Annotated in this window: 10 protein-coding genes; 7 read left to right on the top strand and 3 right to left on the bottom strand. The window is 45.6% G+C overall.

The features are described 5' to 3' along the window. Nucleotides 1-8: 8 nt before the first annotated feature. Together NIASO_RS15420 and NIASO_RS15425 are read right to left on the bottom strand one after the other, a co-directional pair. Entirely contained in the window at nt 9-995 is a 987-nt protein-coding gene (locus NIASO_RS15420) for a maleylpyruvate isomerase N-terminal domain-containing protein (RefSeq protein ID WP_008587363.1), read from the bottom strand. Nucleotides 996-1,094: 99 nt separating this feature from the next. Next, on the bottom strand, nt 1,095-2,507 hold the full coding sequence (locus NIASO_RS15425) for an MBL fold metallo-hydrolase (RefSeq protein WP_008587366.1): 1,413 nt from the start codon (nt 2,505-2,507) through the stop codon (nt 1,095-1,097). A gap of 162 nt (nt 2,508-2,669) precedes the next feature. On the opposite strand from NIASO_RS15425, the gene NIASO_RS15430 reads away from it, so the two are divergent. From NIASO_RS15430 to NIASO_RS15440, 3 genes are all read left to right on the top strand, one after another. Beyond that, the gene (locus tag NIASO_RS15430; RefSeq protein WP_025299042.1) at nt 2,670-3,878 is read left to right on the top strand and encodes a DNA polymerase III subunit; all 1,209 of its coding nucleotides are present in this window, start codon (nt 2,670-2,672) and stop codon (nt 3,876-3,878) included. Nucleotides 3,879-4,100: 222 nt separating this feature from the next. Continuing rightward, the gene (locus NIASO_RS15435; protein WP_025299043.1) at nt 4,101-5,450 is read left to right on the top strand and encodes a PSP1 domain-containing protein; all 1,350 of its coding nucleotides are present in this window, start codon (nt 4,101-4,103) and stop codon (nt 5,448-5,450) included. 40 nt (nt 5,451-5,490) lie between these two features. Continuing rightward, entirely contained in the window at nt 5,491-6,765 is a 1,275-nt protein-coding gene (locus tag NIASO_RS15440; protein ID WP_008587374.1) for a M16 family metallopeptidase, read from the top strand. A gap of 83 nt (nt 6,766-6,848) precedes the next feature. Here NIASO_RS15440 and NIASO_RS15445 read toward each other — a convergent pair whose 3' ends face one another. Next, nucleotides 6,849-8,075, bottom strand: a complete 1,227-nt coding sequence (locus NIASO_RS15445) for a TCR/Tet family MFS transporter (RefSeq protein WP_008587376.1) — start codon at nt 8,073-8,075, stop codon at nt 6,849-6,851. A 373-nt stretch (nt 8,076-8,448) separates the two neighbouring features. Between NIASO_RS15445 and NIASO_RS15450 the strand changes: the two genes are divergently transcribed. The 4 genes from NIASO_RS15450 to NIASO_RS15465 all read left to right on the top strand — a co-directional run bounded on the left by NIASO_RS15450 (nt 8,449) and on the right by NIASO_RS15465 (nt 17,384). Continuing rightward, the gene (locus tag NIASO_RS15450; protein WP_008587378.1) at nt 8,449-9,675 is read left to right on the top strand and encodes an ROK family protein; all 1,227 of its coding nucleotides are present in this window, start codon (nt 8,449-8,451) and stop codon (nt 9,673-9,675) included. 37 nt (nt 9,676-9,712) lie between these two features. Further along, entirely contained in the window at nt 9,713-13,045 is a 3,333-nt protein-coding gene (locus NIASO_RS15455) for a SusC/RagA family TonB-linked outer membrane protein (protein ID WP_008587380.1), read from the top strand. Nucleotides 13,046-13,064: 19 nt separating this feature from the next. Next, nucleotides 13,065-14,633 (top strand): SusD/RagB family nutrient-binding outer membrane lipoprotein, encoded by a 1,569-nt coding sequence (locus NIASO_RS15460; protein WP_008587381.1) that lies wholly within the window; start codon nt 13,065-13,067, stop codon nt 14,631-14,633. Nucleotides 14,634-14,786: 153 nt separating this feature from the next. Continuing rightward, nucleotides 14,787-17,384, top strand: a complete 2,598-nt coding sequence (locus tag NIASO_RS15465) for a glycoside hydrolase family 3 protein (protein ID WP_211139866.1) — start codon at nt 14,787-14,789, stop codon at nt 17,382-17,384. The last annotated feature ends 12 nt before the right edge of the window (nt 17,385-17,396 follow it).

Consider the following 17,396-nt stretch of genomic DNA (forward strand, 5'->3'; position numbering starts at 1 on the left):
AGAAATGATTATCCTTTATTGTATTGGGATCTTAAAATATTTTCCTGGGTTTGTTCGGTTCGCTGCCAAAAATGCCAGAACCATTTCAGCGTTACTTTATTGGCCTTCTTTTTGTCTCCGGTAATTTTTATTTTCCCGCCCAGCAGGGCTGTAATACTGGCCACAATGCCGGTAATCTTAGCCGTAAAATCTTCTTTCTTTTCCTTTTTAACCAGGAAATGCAATGCCCTCGCCAGTTTCCCTATAAATGGCGCAGAGCGGGCCAGTGATGTGGAAATGAGGTGCTCTACGGAAACCCTAACGGTGGCGTCAGCATTGCTGGTGATGCCGGGAGAAACCGTGCCGGTATAATCTTTTATTGTCAGCACCCAATCGCCGCCCCCGGTTCCGGTAATATGATATTGAATAGTAGCGGCCTCGCCGCCATTTTTTTCAGGCCGGAAGGAGGCCGGGTGGAAAACCCGCATAAACCAGTCAAGGAGCGGCTCTACAAACCGGGTATCAAATCCCTGCCAGCGCTTATTGGCCATCAGCAGATCACGTTCATGCACCAGGTTATCGGCAAACTGCACCAGGAAAAGCATCCGTATATCAATGTCTCCAATAAAAAAGAACGCCGGCAGCAGCCATTGTTCTTCGCTTAATGCTTCCAGTTGCTCAAGGATCTGGTTGGTTTCCTTTTTAAATTCTTCAAGCGTTTCGGGAATCGTTTTATTTTTTCGCCGCGCTACTTCATTGGCATTGCGTAAAAATAAATTAAACCCGAGGGGCGGAACAGGGTCTCCATCCAATGCCATTTGGATCAGTGTTTTAAAATTGACGGTAACAGCACTGGTCATATGGTTCACCAGGTCTTTACAATTCCAGCCCAGATAGCGGGTTTCTGAATGCCAATCCGCCTCGTTAAAACCCGCTATTTCTGCAAATAAATGCGCATAGAATGTGCGCGCCAGGGAAAGCCAGTCCGATTTAGATATTTGGGTATAATCCGTCATATTGCAGCGTTATGCCATTTAGAAGAAGCAACCTTAACCGGGAACCAACATTAAATGTAATCCGGTTTTAGATGCCTGGCAATCGCTGAAATGAGGGATTTAGCCTTTTGTTGACGGACAAACAAAATCCGTTATCGTAAATTTCCCGGATTCTTTAATCGCTTTAAAGCCACCTTTTACATTGATAAGATTGTCAAAGCCGCGGGATTTTAAAATAGAAGCAAAGATCATAGACCGGTAGCCGCCGGCGCAATGAACATAAGCAGGCGCCAGCTTATCAATTTCCGCAAAATGACTATTAATATGATCCAGGGGTTTATTAACAGCCCCTTCAATATGTTCGGCGGCAAATTCGCTTTCCTTCCGCACATCCAGTATCAGCGGTGTTTTGACAGCGGCAAATTCATCCGCCGTAATACTTTCAATATGGTCAGTTTCTTTCCCGGCATGGATCCAGGCGTTGATACCACCGGCCAGGTAGCCAATAGCATAATCATAGCCCACCCGTGCCAGACGGGTAACCACTTCTTCCTCGCGTCCCTGGTCGGCGATGATTAAAAGCTCCTGTTTCAGGTCGGGGATGAGGCTTCCCACCCAAACAGCAAAACTGCCGTCAATACCAATATTTATTGAATTGGGAATAAAGGCTTTTGCAAAGTCTTCGGGGGCCCGGGTGTCCAATAATACTGCTCCGGTATGATTGGCGGCTTCTTCAAAAGCATCGGGCGCCAGGGCATGATTGCCGCGCTCCAGCACTTCATTGATGCTTTCATACCCTTCAATATTCATTTGTACGTTCTTGGGAAAATATTGCGGGGGCTCTGTTAGCCCGTCGGTTACGGCGCTTATGAACTGCTCTCTGGTTAAATCAGGATTCAATGCATAGTTGACCTTTTTCTGGTGGCCCAGTGTGTCGGTCGTTTCCCGGCTCATGTTTTTGCCACAGGCGCTACCGGCGCCATGTGCGGGGTAAACGATCAGGTCATCTGGTAAAGGCATGATCTTATTCCGGAGTGAATCAAACAGGAACCCCGCCAACTTTTCTTTTGTTAGCTCCTTAGCTGTTTTTTGTGCCAGGTCTGGCCGGCCTACGTCCCCGATAAATAAAGTATCTCCGGTAAAAATGGCTTTGGGCGTTCCCTTTTCATCCGATAATAAATAAACGGCGCTTTCCAGCGTATGCCCCGGAGTGTGGAGCACTTCGATGGTAGCCGCACCAATTTTAAAAGTTTCCCTGTCCCGGGCAATATGCGCTTCGTAGCCCAGGTGCGCTTCCGTTGGGCCCAGTATGATCTGCGCACCCGTTTTTGCCGCCAGGTCAATATGCCCGCTTACAAAATCTGCATGAAAATGCGTTTCAAAAATATACTTGATGGTAACGCCGTCTTTTTCTGCCCGGTCGATATAAGGCTGTACCTCGCGCAGCGGATCAATAATTGCCGCTTCTCCTTCTGAAGAAATATAATAAGCCCCCTGGGCCAGGCATCCCGTATATATCTGTTCAACTTTCATACTCAACTGCTTATTTTACAAAGGTCGTGTTTACTATTATATAAAAACAGTAGAGTGGGGTTTTGGTTGCGGGAGGCCAGCCATTGGATGCTGGTTACTCGATATCCAGTATCGAGCATCAAGGATCGGGAGAGTATCCGAAAAGAGCTACATTTGTTTTCTATGCAGTTTACTGATGTTATTGGCCAGGAAATATTGAAACGCGAGCTACCGGAATTGATGCAGGAAAATCGCCTGGCTCATGCTATTTTGTTTTTAGGCAAGGAGGGAAGCGGTGCATTGCCGTTGGCACTTTCTTTTGCGCAATATATAGTATGTGAAAAAGTGAATGGGCAAAAGTCAATGGTGAATGCTGGGCCATCCTTGTTTGGAGACGAGCCTGCTCCTGCTGGGCAAACGACGCTAACCGATTCCTGCGGAACCTGCCCGGCCTGCTTAAAAGCCGCTGCCTTTGCCCATCCGGATATCCATTTCAGCTACCCGGTAGTGACCAAAAAATCGGGTACACCGCCTATCAGCACTGATTATATTGCAGAGTGGCGGGAGTTTTTAAAGGGCTATCCTTATGGAAATGCCTACGACTGGCTGCAATTTATCGGGGCGGAAAACAAACAGGGGAATATCACCGCCCAGGAGTGTAATGATATTATCAAAAAATTAAATCTGAAAAGCTTTGAAAGCGAATATAAAATATTGATATTATGGCTTCCCGAATACTTGGGTAATGAGGGAAATAAGCTATTGAAGCTGATTGAAGAACCCCCGCCGAATACCGTTTTTTTGTTTGTTGCAGAGAACGAAAGCCAGATCTTAGGCACCATCCTCAGCCGGGTACAATTAATAAAAGTGCCGCTTTTAGAGGATAAGGATATGGAAACGGCGCTTATTGAAAGAAATAAAACCAGCCCGGAAACGGCGGCCCGTATTGCCGCGGTGAGCCAGGGCAATTATCATACGGCCCTGCAAATGGCCCAGCATGCGGATGAGGATTGGCAGGAGTTATTGCGGGACTGGCTGAATGCGATCATGAAAACCGGCCCGGTGGCGCAGACCCGATGGGTTGACGAGAGCAGCAAGCTGGGGCGGGAGAAACAAAAACAGTTTTTGCTGTATTTCAATCATTTATTGCAGCTTGCAATTAAAATACAGGTTTTTAACAAAGCAGAAGCCGGTTATCCCGAAAAAGATGTGGATTTTGCCGTTCGTCTAAACAGGATCAGTTCGCTTGAGCAGCAGCAGGCCATTATTGAAGAGCTGGACAATGCTGCTTATTATATAGAGCGTAACGCCAACAGCAAGATGCTGTTTATGGCATTAACCATTAAAATTTATCATGTCATTAGGGACAAAATCGTATTTTTGAATGAATGAGGTGTTTGGTAGGAGGAGGAAATGATTTTTTAATACAGGCAGGGTGTTGATATCGTGCGCCTGGGCAGCATGTTTTTTATCGTTTATTAGCCAGATATACAGTAACCGGTCTATATTACCGGCTATGCTTTTTTTAAGACCAATCTTTTTGTTTGGCCTGGTATGATATTCACTAAAACAAGTCTGCCATCCGCGCAGCACCTTCCATATAATTTATTTATAATGGGTTGTTCAGGTTGTGGTACAGCCACCGGCGGAAAGCCAAAGGGTTGTAAAAGCAATGGGGGTTGTAGTACGGGCGGTTGTAACCGGATGAATGCATATGATTGGTTGCGCAATTTGCCGGTAGCCAATACAGATGATTGCTGTAATGTAGTTGAGGTAAGTTTCAGCAAGGGCACAAGGAAAGATTTTTTCCGCAATACCACATTACAATTATTTGAAAAGGGAGACCTTATAACCGTTGAGGGAGTGAGCGGATTTGACGTGGGAGAAATTTCCTTAACAGGCGAAATCGTGCGTCTCCAGATGAAAAAATACGGGGTTAAGGAAGAGAATCCTGACATGAAAAAAGTATTGCGCCTGGCTACAGACAGGGATCTGGACCAGCGCAGGATCAATAAAGAGCGGGAGCCGGAAGCGGTGATCCGCAGCCGGGCTATTGCCAAGCAGTTGAATCTGAACATGAAGATCAGCCAGGTAGAAATGCAGGCAGACGGCAGAAAAGCCACCTTTTTTTATATTGCTGACGGACGTGTTGATTTCAGGGAACTGATCAAGGTATATGCACAGGAATTTAAAGTAAAGGTGGAGATGCGCCAGATCGGTGCCCGTCAGGAAGCCGGAAAAGTGGGCGGCATCGGAAGCTGCGGAAGAGAACTATGCTGTTCTACCTGGCTGACCGATTTTAAATCGGTTAATACCACCGTTGCACGGTATCAGAATCTGTCCATTAATCAAACCAAATTAAGCGGGCAATGCGGCCGTTTGAAATGCTGTCTGAATTATGAGCTGGATACTTATCTGGATGCCCTGCAGGGATTCCCCAATGACTGCGATCAAATAAAGGTTGCAAAAGGTACAGCGTACCTCATCAAGAAAGATATTTTTAAAAACCTGATGTGGTATACGCTACCAGACAGTAATAAGCAATACCCGCTTACAATTGAACGGGTGCGTAAAATAAAAACACTGAACCGTCAGAATATTATCCCGGAAGAACTGGAGCCCGTGGAAGTGTTGAGCAATAAGCCCGTAGAAGCGGAACCCGAATTTGTTGATGTGGTGGGCCAGATAAGCCTGCGCAGCCTGGAGCGTGCCGATAAAAAGAAACGCCAGAAACAAAGACAACAACAGCAGGGGCAGAAACCGCAGGCCGGGCAACGCCCACAGCAGGGCCAGCGTCCGCAGCAACCTCAACAGAAACAAGGGCAGCAGGGGCAACGACCCGACAACCGGCAGGGCCGTCCGGATCAGCAGAAAAAAGTAGAAGGGAATCGTCCGCAACAGCATAAGCATAAACCCAACCCCAACCGTAACCGGCAGGAAGCGGGAAAGCCAAAGGAACAATAGTTCCGGCAGTATATTTGGGCCCAAATTTTAATTTTCCAGTATGTTAGACAGAACCGTTCCGCCGCCGATTGTGGATGCCGTTAATTTCCGGTTGCAATTACAACCCTACCAGAAGTACCTTCTTAGGAACGGCGTGGAAGTATATGCGGTAAATGCAGGTACAGAAGAAGTGCTGCAGATTGAATGGGTATTTGATGCCGGCAACTGGCAGGAGCAGAAAAACCTGCAGGCAGCGGTTACTAATAACTTGTTGAAAAACGGCACTGAAACAAAAACGGCTTTTGAGATCAATGAATTTTTTGATTATTACGGCGCTTATTTAAACCGCAACTGTTACACGGAAACAGCAGTGCTTTCCCTGCATTGCTTAACCAAACACATTAATGAATTATTGCCGGCGGTAAAGGAATTGATCGCCCAAAGTGTATTTCCGCAAAAGGAAATGGACATCGCCATACAAAACATGAAACAAAAGCTTGAGGTGAACCTTAAAAAAAGCAGCTTTGTTGCCGGGCGATTGATCGATGTATATTTATTTGGTGAAACACATCCCTACGGGCGCTTCAGCCGGCAGGAGGATTTTGATCAATTGACCCGGGAAGACCTGGTTGCTTTTTATGAAAGGCAATATAAAAATGGCGGTTTCAAAATATTTATTGCCGGGAAACTTCCTGAAAATATTGACCGGTTGCTGGATACCTGGTTTGGGGACCTGCTTAACGGGAAATCTGTTGACCAGCCCTTTGCCATCCATCCTGCAGAGCAGAAAAAATACCAGGTCATCAATGATGAAAAAAATAACCAGGGCTCCTTACGCATTGCCCGTCCCTTTGTGAACCGGCATCACCCCGATTTTTTAAAATGCCAGGTGCTGAACGTGGTGTTCGGGGGATATTTCGGCAGCCGGTTGATGGCGAATATCCGCGAGGAGAAAGGCTACACTTATGGTATTCATAGCTACCTGCTGAACAACCGGTACGATAATGGCTGGATGATCGCGTCAGAAGTAGGGCGCGATGTGAGCGAAGCAGCAATAACCGAGGTTTACAGGGAAATGGAGCTCCTCAGGAAAGAGCCAATAGATGCTGAAGAATTGTTACTGGTAAAGAATTTTATGATGGGCTCTATTTTGGGCGACCTCGACGGTCCTTTCCATATCATTGCCCGTTGGAAGAATATTATTTTAAACGGACTCGAAGACAACTTCTTTGATCATTCCATCCGGAATATAAAAACCATTACTGCGGAAACACTCCTGGAAATGGCCGACAAATACCTACGGCCCGAAGCATTTTATGAGCTAACCGTGATCTAGGTTTCACGCCCGGCGTTTAATAATTGAGCTGTTATTTTTGGATTCAAAGAGGTCTCGCACACTTTTACGGAAAATACGTCGTATCAGGCCTTAGCCTTTTTCTTCTTCAGATGCAGTACATAGTAGGCAACGCCTGCGCTGGTCAGCATCATTAAGGTTCCTGCAATAAAGGGCGCTCCCGGAAAGTAAACAGGCGCTTTATCATGACTGAAATAATAAAAAAGCTGCGTCATCAGTAGCGGGCCGAAGATGGAGGTAAGGCTCATAACACTGTTCAGGCCCCCTTGCAGTGCGCCCTGTTCGTTGGGCGGAACCTGCGCAGATATGATTGCCTGTAATGCTGGCCCCGCGATACCTCCCAGGCAATACGGAAAAAGGAAGGCATACATCATCCACCCCTGGGATGCAAAAGCGAATAAGGCCATGCCCAGGGCGTAAAGTAACAAACCGATATATACACTTTTTTCATTGCCCAGCCGGGGATTGGTATAGCGGATCAGTCCGCCCTGTACGCCACCCACAAGGGCGCCTACAATTGCCAGCGAAATGCCTACCTGCTTTTCGGTCCATTTGAACTGGTCCATGGTGAAAAAGCTCCAGTTGCTTTGAACTGCATGTCCGCCCAGGAAAACAAAAAAGAAACACAGCACCAGGTCCATAATGGCCGGGTATTTCATAAATAATTGCAAAGACCCCACTGGGTTGGCTTTGGCCCAGTTAAAGGGCCGCCGGTTCTCCGGTTTCAATGATTCGGGCAATACGAAATAACCATAAAGAAAATTAAGAAAGCACAGTGCTGCAGCGGCAAAGAACGGCGCCCGGATGCCCCAAACAGCAAGTAACCCGCCCAGGGCGGGCCCAATGATAAAACCCAGGCCAAAAGCTGCGCCGATCAGTCCAAAATTTTTCGCACGGGTTTCATTGGTGCTTACATCAGCAATATAGGCTGTTGCCGCGGTAAAGCTGGCCCCCGTTATACCCGATAATACCCTGCCCACAAACAGCAAGGCGTAGTTATGGGCAAAAGCCAGTATCAGGTAATCCACACAAAAACCGAGCAAGGAGACCAGTATCACGGGTCTGCGCCCAAAGCGGTCGCTGAGGTTTCCCAGCAGGGGAGAAAATATAAACTGCATCAACGCATAGGTGGTGATCAGGTAGCCGCCCCATTTACTTGCCTCGCCTATTGACACATGTTTCAATGACGCGATCAGTTTGGGCATAACAGGAATGATCAACCCAAACCCGATGACATCGATGGTCATCGTTATAAAAATAAAACCAATAGCTGCGCTGCGCGATCGTTTCATCTGTTAAGTTTTAAAAAAGGGCAGCAAAGATGCGCATTTTTTACCGATTTTACGCTTGTTCTCCGGGTATTGACTCGCAAACATTCTAGATTCTGAAACAAGTTCAGAACGACAACGTGTTCTCAACGGGCTTTTTGGTCAGCCCTCACCCACAAATAAAACAGCTATTTTATTGATATGTGTTTGAACACTAATGCGCCGCCGGCAATTCGGGTTTATTCCATTTAAGACACCTACGATGGCCAATTCATTCGTGCATTAGTGGCTTTTGCAATTGCGTTAAAAACGCTGCCATTGAACCCTCTAAAAAATATTTTAATAAACTTTTTAATTTTTTTAAAAAGTTTATTAAATTTGTGTTAACAAAAGTGTAATGCAGAAACGATTGATATATAAACGATTGGTTTTAAAAGAGTTTTACTATGCTGGTGCGCTTTCCTGTGCGGAATTGAGTGTCCGTATTGGTAAGAGCATCCCCTTTACTACTCAACTGTTGAATGATCTGGTGGCTGAGGATCTGGTTACGGAAGAGGGGCTGGCGCCTTCCAATGGCGGACGCCGGCCGGCGCTGTATTCCGTAAAGCCGGATGCGATGTATATCGTGGCGGTGGCCATGGACCAGATGGTTACCCGGGTGGCTATAATGGATATTAATAATAAGCCGGTTGCAGCGCCCTACCAGTATGAGCTGCAACTGGACCATAATACCGACGCGCTGTATCATTTAAAAGAAGCAATAGAAGAAAGCATAAAAAAGACCCGGATCCCCCGGAAAAAGATATTGGGCGTAGGTATCGGTATGCCGGGCTTTATTGATTCCCAGAGAGGTATTAACTATTCTTTTATTTCTGTGGAAGACAACAGTATTTCCGCCTATTTAAAAGCGCAGTTGGGTGTTCCGGTTTATATTGACAATGATTCCAGCATTATTGCACTGGCAGAGCAGCATTTTGGCGCTGCCATGGGCTGCCGGAATGCGCTGGTGATCAATATTGGCTGGGGGATTGGCCTGGGAATGATCCTGGATAACCAGTTGTACCGCGGAAGCAATGGTTTCGCCGGTGAGTTCAGCCATATACCCTTTTTTAATAACAACAAAATTTGCTCCTGCGGTAAAAGAGGTTGTTTGGAAACCGAAACGGCTTTACAGGTTATTGTTGAAAAAGCTGCAGAGGGACTTAAACAGCATGCGACGGCTACCTTCCTGAAGAAGGATTTCCGGACGGGTTCTATAGAAAAAGACTGGCAGGCGCTTGCGGAAGCGGCGCAAATGGGTGATGAGTATGTGATCCGGCTGATCTCCACTGCGGGTTATGATATTGGCAGAGGCGTTGCAGTGCTCATTCATTTATTTAATCCTGAATTAATTGTATTGAGCGGGCGTGGCGCCCAGGCCGGCCGGATGTGGCAGGCCCCGGTATTACAGGCGGTGAACGATAACTGCATTCCCCGCCTGGTGGGCAATACGCTGGTGAAAATGTCGACCCTCGGACACAGAGCCGAGCTGGTGGGCGCGGCGGCGCTGGTGCTCGAAAACCTGACCAAACCGGGTACTAAATCAAAAAAAACAACGGAAACGATTGTGATAAACAAACCATGAAGTAAGCCAAACATTTTTAATTTTTAAATGAGAAGAAATGAATCAGAAAAAAGCATTATTTGTAATGTTTGCTTTGCTTTTTGGCCTCAGCAGTCTAATGGCCCAGGTAAAGCGGACGATTACCGGTACCATTACCGATGCGGATGGCAAACCGGTTCCCGGGGCTACGATTGCCGTTAAGGGAACGGCAACGGCCGTTATGGCTAATGACAAGGGAGAATATTCTGTTACAGTAGAGGGTAACCCCCAGTTAGAATTCAGCTCGGTTGGGTTTAAGAGTCAAACTGTTAAAGTGGGCAATTCCACAAATATCCCCGTGACATTGTCTTCAGGCGCCGGCGACCTGGAAGGTGTTGTGGTAACAGCGCTGGGTGTAAAACGCCAGGGAAGATCGCTTGGTTATGCAACTTCAACGGTTCCTGCCGGTGAATTAGTAAAAACGGCCCCAACGAATTTTGCAACCGCCTTATATGGTAAAGTACCAGGTTTGCAGGTATCAGCCGCTCCCGGAGGTTCAACGGCCGGTGTGGTAATGCAATTAAGAGGGGTGAACTCCATTAGCTTTAGTTCCACTCCATTAATCGTTTTAGATGGGGTACCTATCAGAGATGGAGGATTTAATAATGGCAATTACTGGGGCGACCAGCGGGTAAGAGGAAACGGCTTGATCGACCTGAACCCAGAAGATATGGAAAGTGTAACCGTCCTGAAAGGTGCTGCTGCTGCTGCCTTGTACGGTTCCGAAGGTAAAAACGGGGTTTTGGTAATTACTACAAAAAAAGCAAAAGGAAAAGGTTTTTCCGTGGATGTCAATGCTACTTATTTCCAGGACCAGGTAGCGTATCTGCCGCGGTTTCAGAATGTAAGGGGGGCCGGATTCCCTGTTCCTTATAGCGATTATTATGGTCTTTATAAAACTGATGCAAATGGTTTTGCCAGCTATACGCAGAATGGCACAACGTATCGCACGTTGCCTCAGGCAGGCTTAAACTTTGGACCTTTATTTGATGGGAAGCCTATTTTAGCCTGGGATGGACAGGTGCGGCCCTATTCTGCACAGCCGGACCGGTACGCAAACCTGTTTCAGAAAGGACAAAACACTACTCAAAACGTAGCAGTTAGCAGCGGTACGGATAAAGCAGATATCCGTCTTTCATTGACCCATCAGAATTTTGAGGGAGTGAGCATCAATTCCAAAGATGAGAAAGTGAATGCGAATTTTACCAGCACTGTGCGGTTTAGTAAAAATTATTCATTGGATTTGATGATCAACTATATCAACCAACATGTGCATAACCGTCCTTACATGGTCGATCGCATGATCAATAATTTTACGGGTATGATGCCTTCATTTGATAATGGATCATGGTATTTAAATAAATACAGAACGAGCCTGGGGTATAAATATGTTACAGGCTCTGACCCTAGTCTGACCCCGGATGAAAATCTCAGAATACCTAATATCCGTACTGATATCCTGGATTATGTATGGAATATGATGTCAAACAATGTCGATGAACAAAATAACCGTTTAATATCAAGTATTACCAATAACCTTACACTTACGAAAGGGTTAACACTGCGTGGCAGGATTGCTACTGATGCAACGTTTGATCGAACATTCAACAAGACCCTGTCTTCCCGACCCATTGCTTATGGCCCTTCAGGAGATTATGCGCAGAGCACTTTTAATTATAATATTCTGTACGGGGACGCGTTACTTACTTATGAAAATAAACTTACAGAAGACTTGGATATGACCGCTATGGCAGGGTATAGTGGACGCAGGGAAAAAGGGATGCGTACGAGCGTAGGCGTTAACGGAGGCTTGGGAGTTGAAAATAAATTCGATTTAACAGCATCTTATAATACTCCCTATAACAGCAGCGGTGAGCAAACGTATCTTACAACGGATGCCTTTATTGGTACATTAAATTTCAACTATAAAAATTATGCTTTTATTGAAGGTACGATCAGAAGGGACAGAACCTCTACGATGAACCCAAGCAATAATTCATTTATTTATCCATCGGTAAATGGTAGCTTGGTGTTGTCGGACCTTTTGAAGCTCCCTAAGGTAATCAATTATGCCAAATTGCGGGCTTCCTGGGGTATAGTGGGCAGCTACCCCCCTGCGTATGCTGCTAACGTAGCCTATAACACAGGTAACCTGGGCGTACAGGTTGACAAGGGCACTCCGGTGCTTACTACTTCTACCATTACCAGCCCTTATGGTAATGATCTTATAAGACCTGAAAAAAAGAAAACGTTGGAATTCGGTCTTGCTGTGGAAACGTTTAATCGGAGGTTGAATTTTGATCTGACTTATTATCACGACAATGTATCAGACCTGCTCATCAACCTTCAGCTTCCTCAAAGTATGGGCGCTCCAAGCATACTGTCCAATGTGGCCCAACTGTCAAATAACGGGTATGAAGCAAGTGTCAATGCCGTTCCTGTAAGGACCAGAGATTTTAGCTGGAACCTGACCCTAAACTATTTCACTAATACGAATAAAATTGTAAAACTGGCCAATGGCTCTAATGAAATCATCCATTCGGATAATGATGGCAATGCTTACCAGATCAAATCGGTTGTTGGGCATCCTATAGGAGACATTTATGTGCACCCGCTATTGGTAAATGATAAAGGGCAAGCCATAATAACGAATGATGGTTTGTACCAGGCAGATCCCAATAAAATGATATCTTTTGGTAATGGCCAGGTTAAGGGCGCTGGTGGTATTCTAAATGCATTTCAATACAAAAATTTTGCATTAAACTTTAACATCGACCTTAAATACGGGGGATCCGTTATTCCGACAGGTTTGTTTTGGATGAATAGCAGGGGCATAACCCAGGAGAGCCTTAGTTATATGGATGCTGCGCATGGAGGGCTGAGTTATTATTTGGATGCAAACGGAAAAGGAGTGCCGACATCAGCTGCTGCAGGACCTAAGGGAGAAACCGTGCTGCATGATGGAATGCTGTTGAAAGGAGTTACCAGTGATGGTAAAGACAATACAAATATTATTTCCCAGGCCTATTATTACTGGAATATTTACCAGTGGGGAGGACCTCAATATACACCCACTGCGTTGTATTACCTGGCGGTACAAAAAAACAATTACATTAAAATGAGGGAAATATCGCTTGCCTATACACTGCCGGGAAAAATTGCCAGTAAAGTATGGGCAAAACGCTTAACTGTTTCTGTATTTGCAAGAAACCCCTTCTATCTCTACAGAACTATAAAAGATATGGATGCAGAGCAATTAACAGCAGGGAATGTGTGGTATAATAACCTTAACAATGCAGGCAGCCAGCCTTCTACCAGAACTTATGGCGCGATGATAAGAGCAACCTTCTAATAATAAAAAAGATATTAATATGAAAAAAATAATATTGTCTGCACTCGTTGTTGTTACAGGGTTTATTTCCTGTACTAAACAACAATTTGCTGATGACTATGTAAATCCGAAAACGGTAGCCACAACCACCGTTGAAAAGCAGTTTTCCGGATTCCTGGCAGCAGACCTGGATTATGTAATGTATAAATACTGGAATTATTTCGTTGTCTTGCAAAATACCGCATTGCCCTGGTCGCAGGCGGTAGGGGTATTAAATACGCCTGGAAGGTATGTACCGGGTGCCGCTGCAGTTTCGGCGCGCTGGGGTAATTTTTATAACTTCCTGGCACAATATAAAGAGTTGTTAAATGTGTATAATAAATCTACGGATGCAGAGAAAGCAGAAAAAAAGATCTATATCACACTGGCTACAATACATTTCTATGACCAGACTCAAAAAGTAGTGGATCTGCATGGCGATATTCCCTGGTCAGAAGCTGGTTTATTAAGCACGAATAGTGGCGACGTTCAGGCTTCTTATGCAAAATTTGATGATGCGGCAGGTATTTATACTAAAATGCTGGATGATCTGAAAGGATTTGCAGATGAGTTAAATACTGTTTCATTATCAGCGTCTGTTGCTACTACTTTAAAATCACAGGATTTTATTAACAATGGCAATATTACCTTGTGGAAGAAATATTGCAATTCCTTAAGGATAAAATTGCTGATGAGAGTTTCAGGCGTGGCGGCTTTTCAATCACGAGTTAATTCAGAGATAACCGCCATTTTGGGAAATGCAGCAAGCTATCCCTATGTAGCGTCAAATGAGGATAAAATTGCCATTGACGTGTACAGTTCAACCTCCGGGATTAATAATGGAACCAATACCGGCATGAACGCTGATTTTTATACAGGTTTGATCGGTTGGGGCGGTGGAGATGTACCCTCCAAACAAATGATCGACTTTATGAACGCTAGTGTCGATCCCAGGCTATCAATAATGTTTCAGCCTGGCGCTAATGCCGCAGGCACTTATGCCGGTCTGGATCCTACATTGGTATCAAATGCACAGTCTGATTTAGTCAATAGCGGCAAGCTCTCCCGGTATAATTTCAAAAATATCTCGCAGAATATTATGCTATCCGGTATGCTGATCGATGCTGCCGAAACCTATTTTTATTTATCAGAGTATTATTTAAATAATAATAATGACGCTGCAGCAAAAACTGCATACGAAAATGGTGTTAAGGCCTCAATAGATTATTACGCATCTTTAGCGGGCACTGCTGTCAGTGATCTTGCCAAAACCACGTACCTGGCAACTCCCGGTGTTATATGGGCCGGTGCTGCAGCAGCTAAACTAAATTTAATAGCTACTCAAAAATGGATCAATTACAGTGTATTGCAGCCATTGGAAAACTGGGCAGAGGTCAGAAGGTTAAAATTACCTGCTTTAAGTTTTTTACCGGATAATGCCAATGCACAGAAAATGCCACCAACACGTTGGTTGTATCCGACAGATGAACCAACTTATAATGCTACGAATTATGCAACCGTAAAAGCGAAAGATAATCTGTCTACAAAAATTTTCTGGGACGTAAAATAAGATCCTGAAATATCATGTACTTTTAAAGTTACTTCAGCTCAGGTTGGAGTAACTTTTTTCTTTTTTATAATCTTTCTGATCATGTATCAACGGGTGCGAATATTCTTTTTGATTTGTTTTTTAGCTTCTTTTTTAATAGGGCCTGCACAGCGGATGCTGCCGTATAAAAATCCGCAGCTACCCATTGATGCCCGGGTAAACGACCTACTGGGGAGAATGACCCCCCAGGAAAAATCCTGGCAGTTGTTTATGATCCCGGGCGACCTGGATAAAGCAACACCCAATCAGTATAAGAACGGACTCTTCGGGTTCCAGGTAAGTGCCGGGGGCGCCGGTGCGGGAGACGCTGCGCAGCAGATGCTCCGTTATAACCAGGGCCAACAAAACGCTGTGGACTTCGTAAAGAAGCTCAATAGCATTCAATACTATTTTGTTGAAAAAACGCGGCTGGGCATTCCGTTGATTTTTTTTGATGAAGCCTTGCACGGGCTGGTGCGTAGTGATGCAACTTCCTTTCCCCAGTCCATAGGGCTTGCTGCAACCTTTGATACGGCAATGATGCGCCGGGTGTCCAACGCAATTGCTGATGATGCCCGTCTCCGCGGTATCCGCCAGATCCTGACCCCTGTGGTAAACCTGGCCACAGACGTACGCTGGGGAAGAACGGAAGAAACCTACGGAGAAGATCCGTTCCTGTCTTCTGAAATGGGCGTTGTTTTTGTAAGCTCTTTTGAGAAAAAAAATATCATCACCACACCCAAACATTTTGTGGCAAATGTGGGCGCCGGCGGGCGCGACAGTTACCCGATACACGCTGATGAACGCTACCTTGAAGAGACTTTTCTCCGGCCCTTTAAAGCCTGCTTTACCAGGGGCGGAAGCCGGTCGGTGATGACGGCATATAATGCATTGAACGGCGAGGCCTGTACAGCAAACGGCTGGCTGCTGACAGACAAATTAAAAAAGCAATGGGGCTTTAAAGGCTTTGTGATTTCAGATGCGGGAGCTACGGGGGGCACTTATGTGTTGCACCATACGGCTAAAGACTATCCCGAATCCGGTGCGCAGGCTATTAGCAGCGGGCTGGATGTGATTTTTCAGACGGACTACAACCATTACAAGTTATTTGCACCACCTTTTTATGACGGGCGCATTCAGCAGAAACGTATTGATGACGCTGTGGCGCGGGTACTGCGCGCTAAGTTTGAACTGGGATTATTTGAGCACCCGTATGCAGACGACCAGAGAGCTGCAAAAGCAGCAAGCCATAAGGCTGTTGCAAAACAAGCGGCACTGGAGTCTTTTGTGCTGCTGAAAAATGAAAAAAATATATTGCCGTTATCAAAAAATATCAAAAGCATAGCAGTGATAGGTGAAGATGCAGTGGAAGCACGCCTGGGCGGATATAGCGGACCGGGGATAGGTAAGGTTTCCCTATTACAGGGGCTAAAAGAAAAACTGGGCGCCACCACTGTAATTGATTATGCTCCCGGCCCGGGAAGAAGGGACCAGGCCTGGGATATTGCGGCTCCGGATATTTTATGGCATCGGGAAGGCGCTGTTTTGAAGCCGGGACTTTTATTTAAAGTGTTTAATAATATTAAGCTGGAAGGCACGCCGGTGGAAACTGGGATAGATGGATCTGTGAATAAGTTATGGACCCTTTCGCGCCCCACGGCCCGGTTGCAGCAGGATTTTTATTCCGTTCAATGGGAGGGAATAATAAAGCCCGACAGCTCCGGCACCTATAAGATCGGATTAAGCGGAAATGATGGATTCCGGCTATACATAAATGATCAGTTAGTGATCGACAACTGGAAAAAAGAATCCTACCGAACACTATTAGCTCCGTATGCTTTTGAAAAAGACAAGGTATATAAATTAAAGATTGAATATTATGAACCGGTCGGCAATGGTAAGATTCAACTGGTTCTGGAAAAAGGCGATGACCGGGATAACAAAATTAAAGAGGCGGTAGCCTGCGCAGAAAAAACAGACGTGGTAGTAATTGCTGCGGGTATTGAAGAGGGAGAGTTTCGCGACCGCGCGATGCTATCTTTGCCGGGCCAGCAGGAGCAGCTCATCAAAGCTATTGCAAAAACCGGCAAACCCGTAATTGTAGTGCTTATTGGCGGCAGCGCGATTACTATGAATAATTGGATGGATGATGCGGGCGGTATCCTCATGGCCTGGTATCCGGGGGAGGAAGGCGGGCATGCGCTGGCTGCAGCGTTAACCGGTGATTATAATCCCGCCGGGCGACTACCCATTACTTTCCCCCTGCACGAAGCACAATTGCCATTGGTGTACAATCATGAGCCAACCGGTCGTGGCGATGATTATGTGAATTTATCCGGGCGGCCACTGTTTCCCTTTGGGTTTGGACTAAGTTATACGACCTTCGAATATTCAAATCTGAAAATTGATAAAAACACTATTCGCCACAACGGTTCGGCGCTGGTTCGTTTTACCATAAAAAATACAGGGACGAAAGATGGGGATGAGGTCCCTCAATTATACATACGGCAAAATTATTCCTCTGTGACGCAACCTGTATTATCCTTAAAAGGATTTCAAAGACTCCGCATTGCAGCAGGAGCATCAAAAGAAGTTGTTTTTAAAATAACCCCTGAGTTACTTCAAATACTTAATAAACAGATGAAATGGGTAGTTGAATCCGGAGATTTTAGCGTCATGATCGGTGCCTCCGCCGCAGATATCAGGTTGAGAACTACGCTAACCGTACAATAAATTAATAGCGCA

Origin of the sequence: Niabella soli DSM 19437, from assembly GCF_000243115.2 — a bacterium.
In the GTDB taxonomy this organism is placed as follows: Bacteria; Bacteroidota; Bacteroidia; order Chitinophagales; family Chitinophagaceae; genus Niabella; species Niabella soli.

Bases quoted from the DNA above. Each gene is read 5' to 3' on its own strand.
- NIASO_RS15420 (WP_008587363.1), bottom strand. From the start codon at position 995: ATGACGGATTATACCCAAATATCTAAATCGGACTGGCTTTCCCTGGCG.
- NIASO_RS15425 (WP_008587366.1), bottom strand. From the start codon at position 2,507: ATGAAAGTTGAACAGATATATACGGGATGCCTGGCCCAGGGGGCTTAT.
- NIASO_RS15430 (WP_025299042.1), top strand. From the start codon at position 2,670: ATGCAGTTTACTGATGTTATTGGCCAGGAAATATTGAAACGCGAGCTA.
- NIASO_RS15435 (WP_025299043.1), top strand. From the start codon at position 4,101: ATGGGTTGTTCAGGTTGTGGTACAGCCACCGGCGGAAAGCCAAAGGGT.
- NIASO_RS15440 (WP_008587374.1), top strand. From the start codon at position 5,491: ATGTTAGACAGAACCGTTCCGCCGCCGATTGTGGATGCCGTTAATTTC.
- NIASO_RS15445 (WP_008587376.1), bottom strand. From the start codon at position 8,075: ATGAAACGATCGCGCAGCGCAGCTATTGGTTTTATTTTTATAACGATG.
- NIASO_RS15450 (WP_008587378.1), top strand. From the start codon at position 8,449: ATGCAGAAACGATTGATATATAAACGATTGGTTTTAAAAGAGTTTTAC.
- NIASO_RS15455 (WP_008587380.1), top strand. From the start codon at position 9,713: ATGAATCAGAAAAAAGCATTATTTGTAATGTTTGCTTTGCTTTTTGGC.
- NIASO_RS15460 (WP_008587381.1), top strand. From the start codon at position 13,065: ATGAAAAAAATAATATTGTCTGCACTCGTTGTTGTTACAGGGTTTATT.
- NIASO_RS15465 (WP_211139866.1), top strand. From the start codon at position 14,787: ATGCTGCCGTATAAAAATCCGCAGCTACCCATTGATGCCCGGGTAAAC.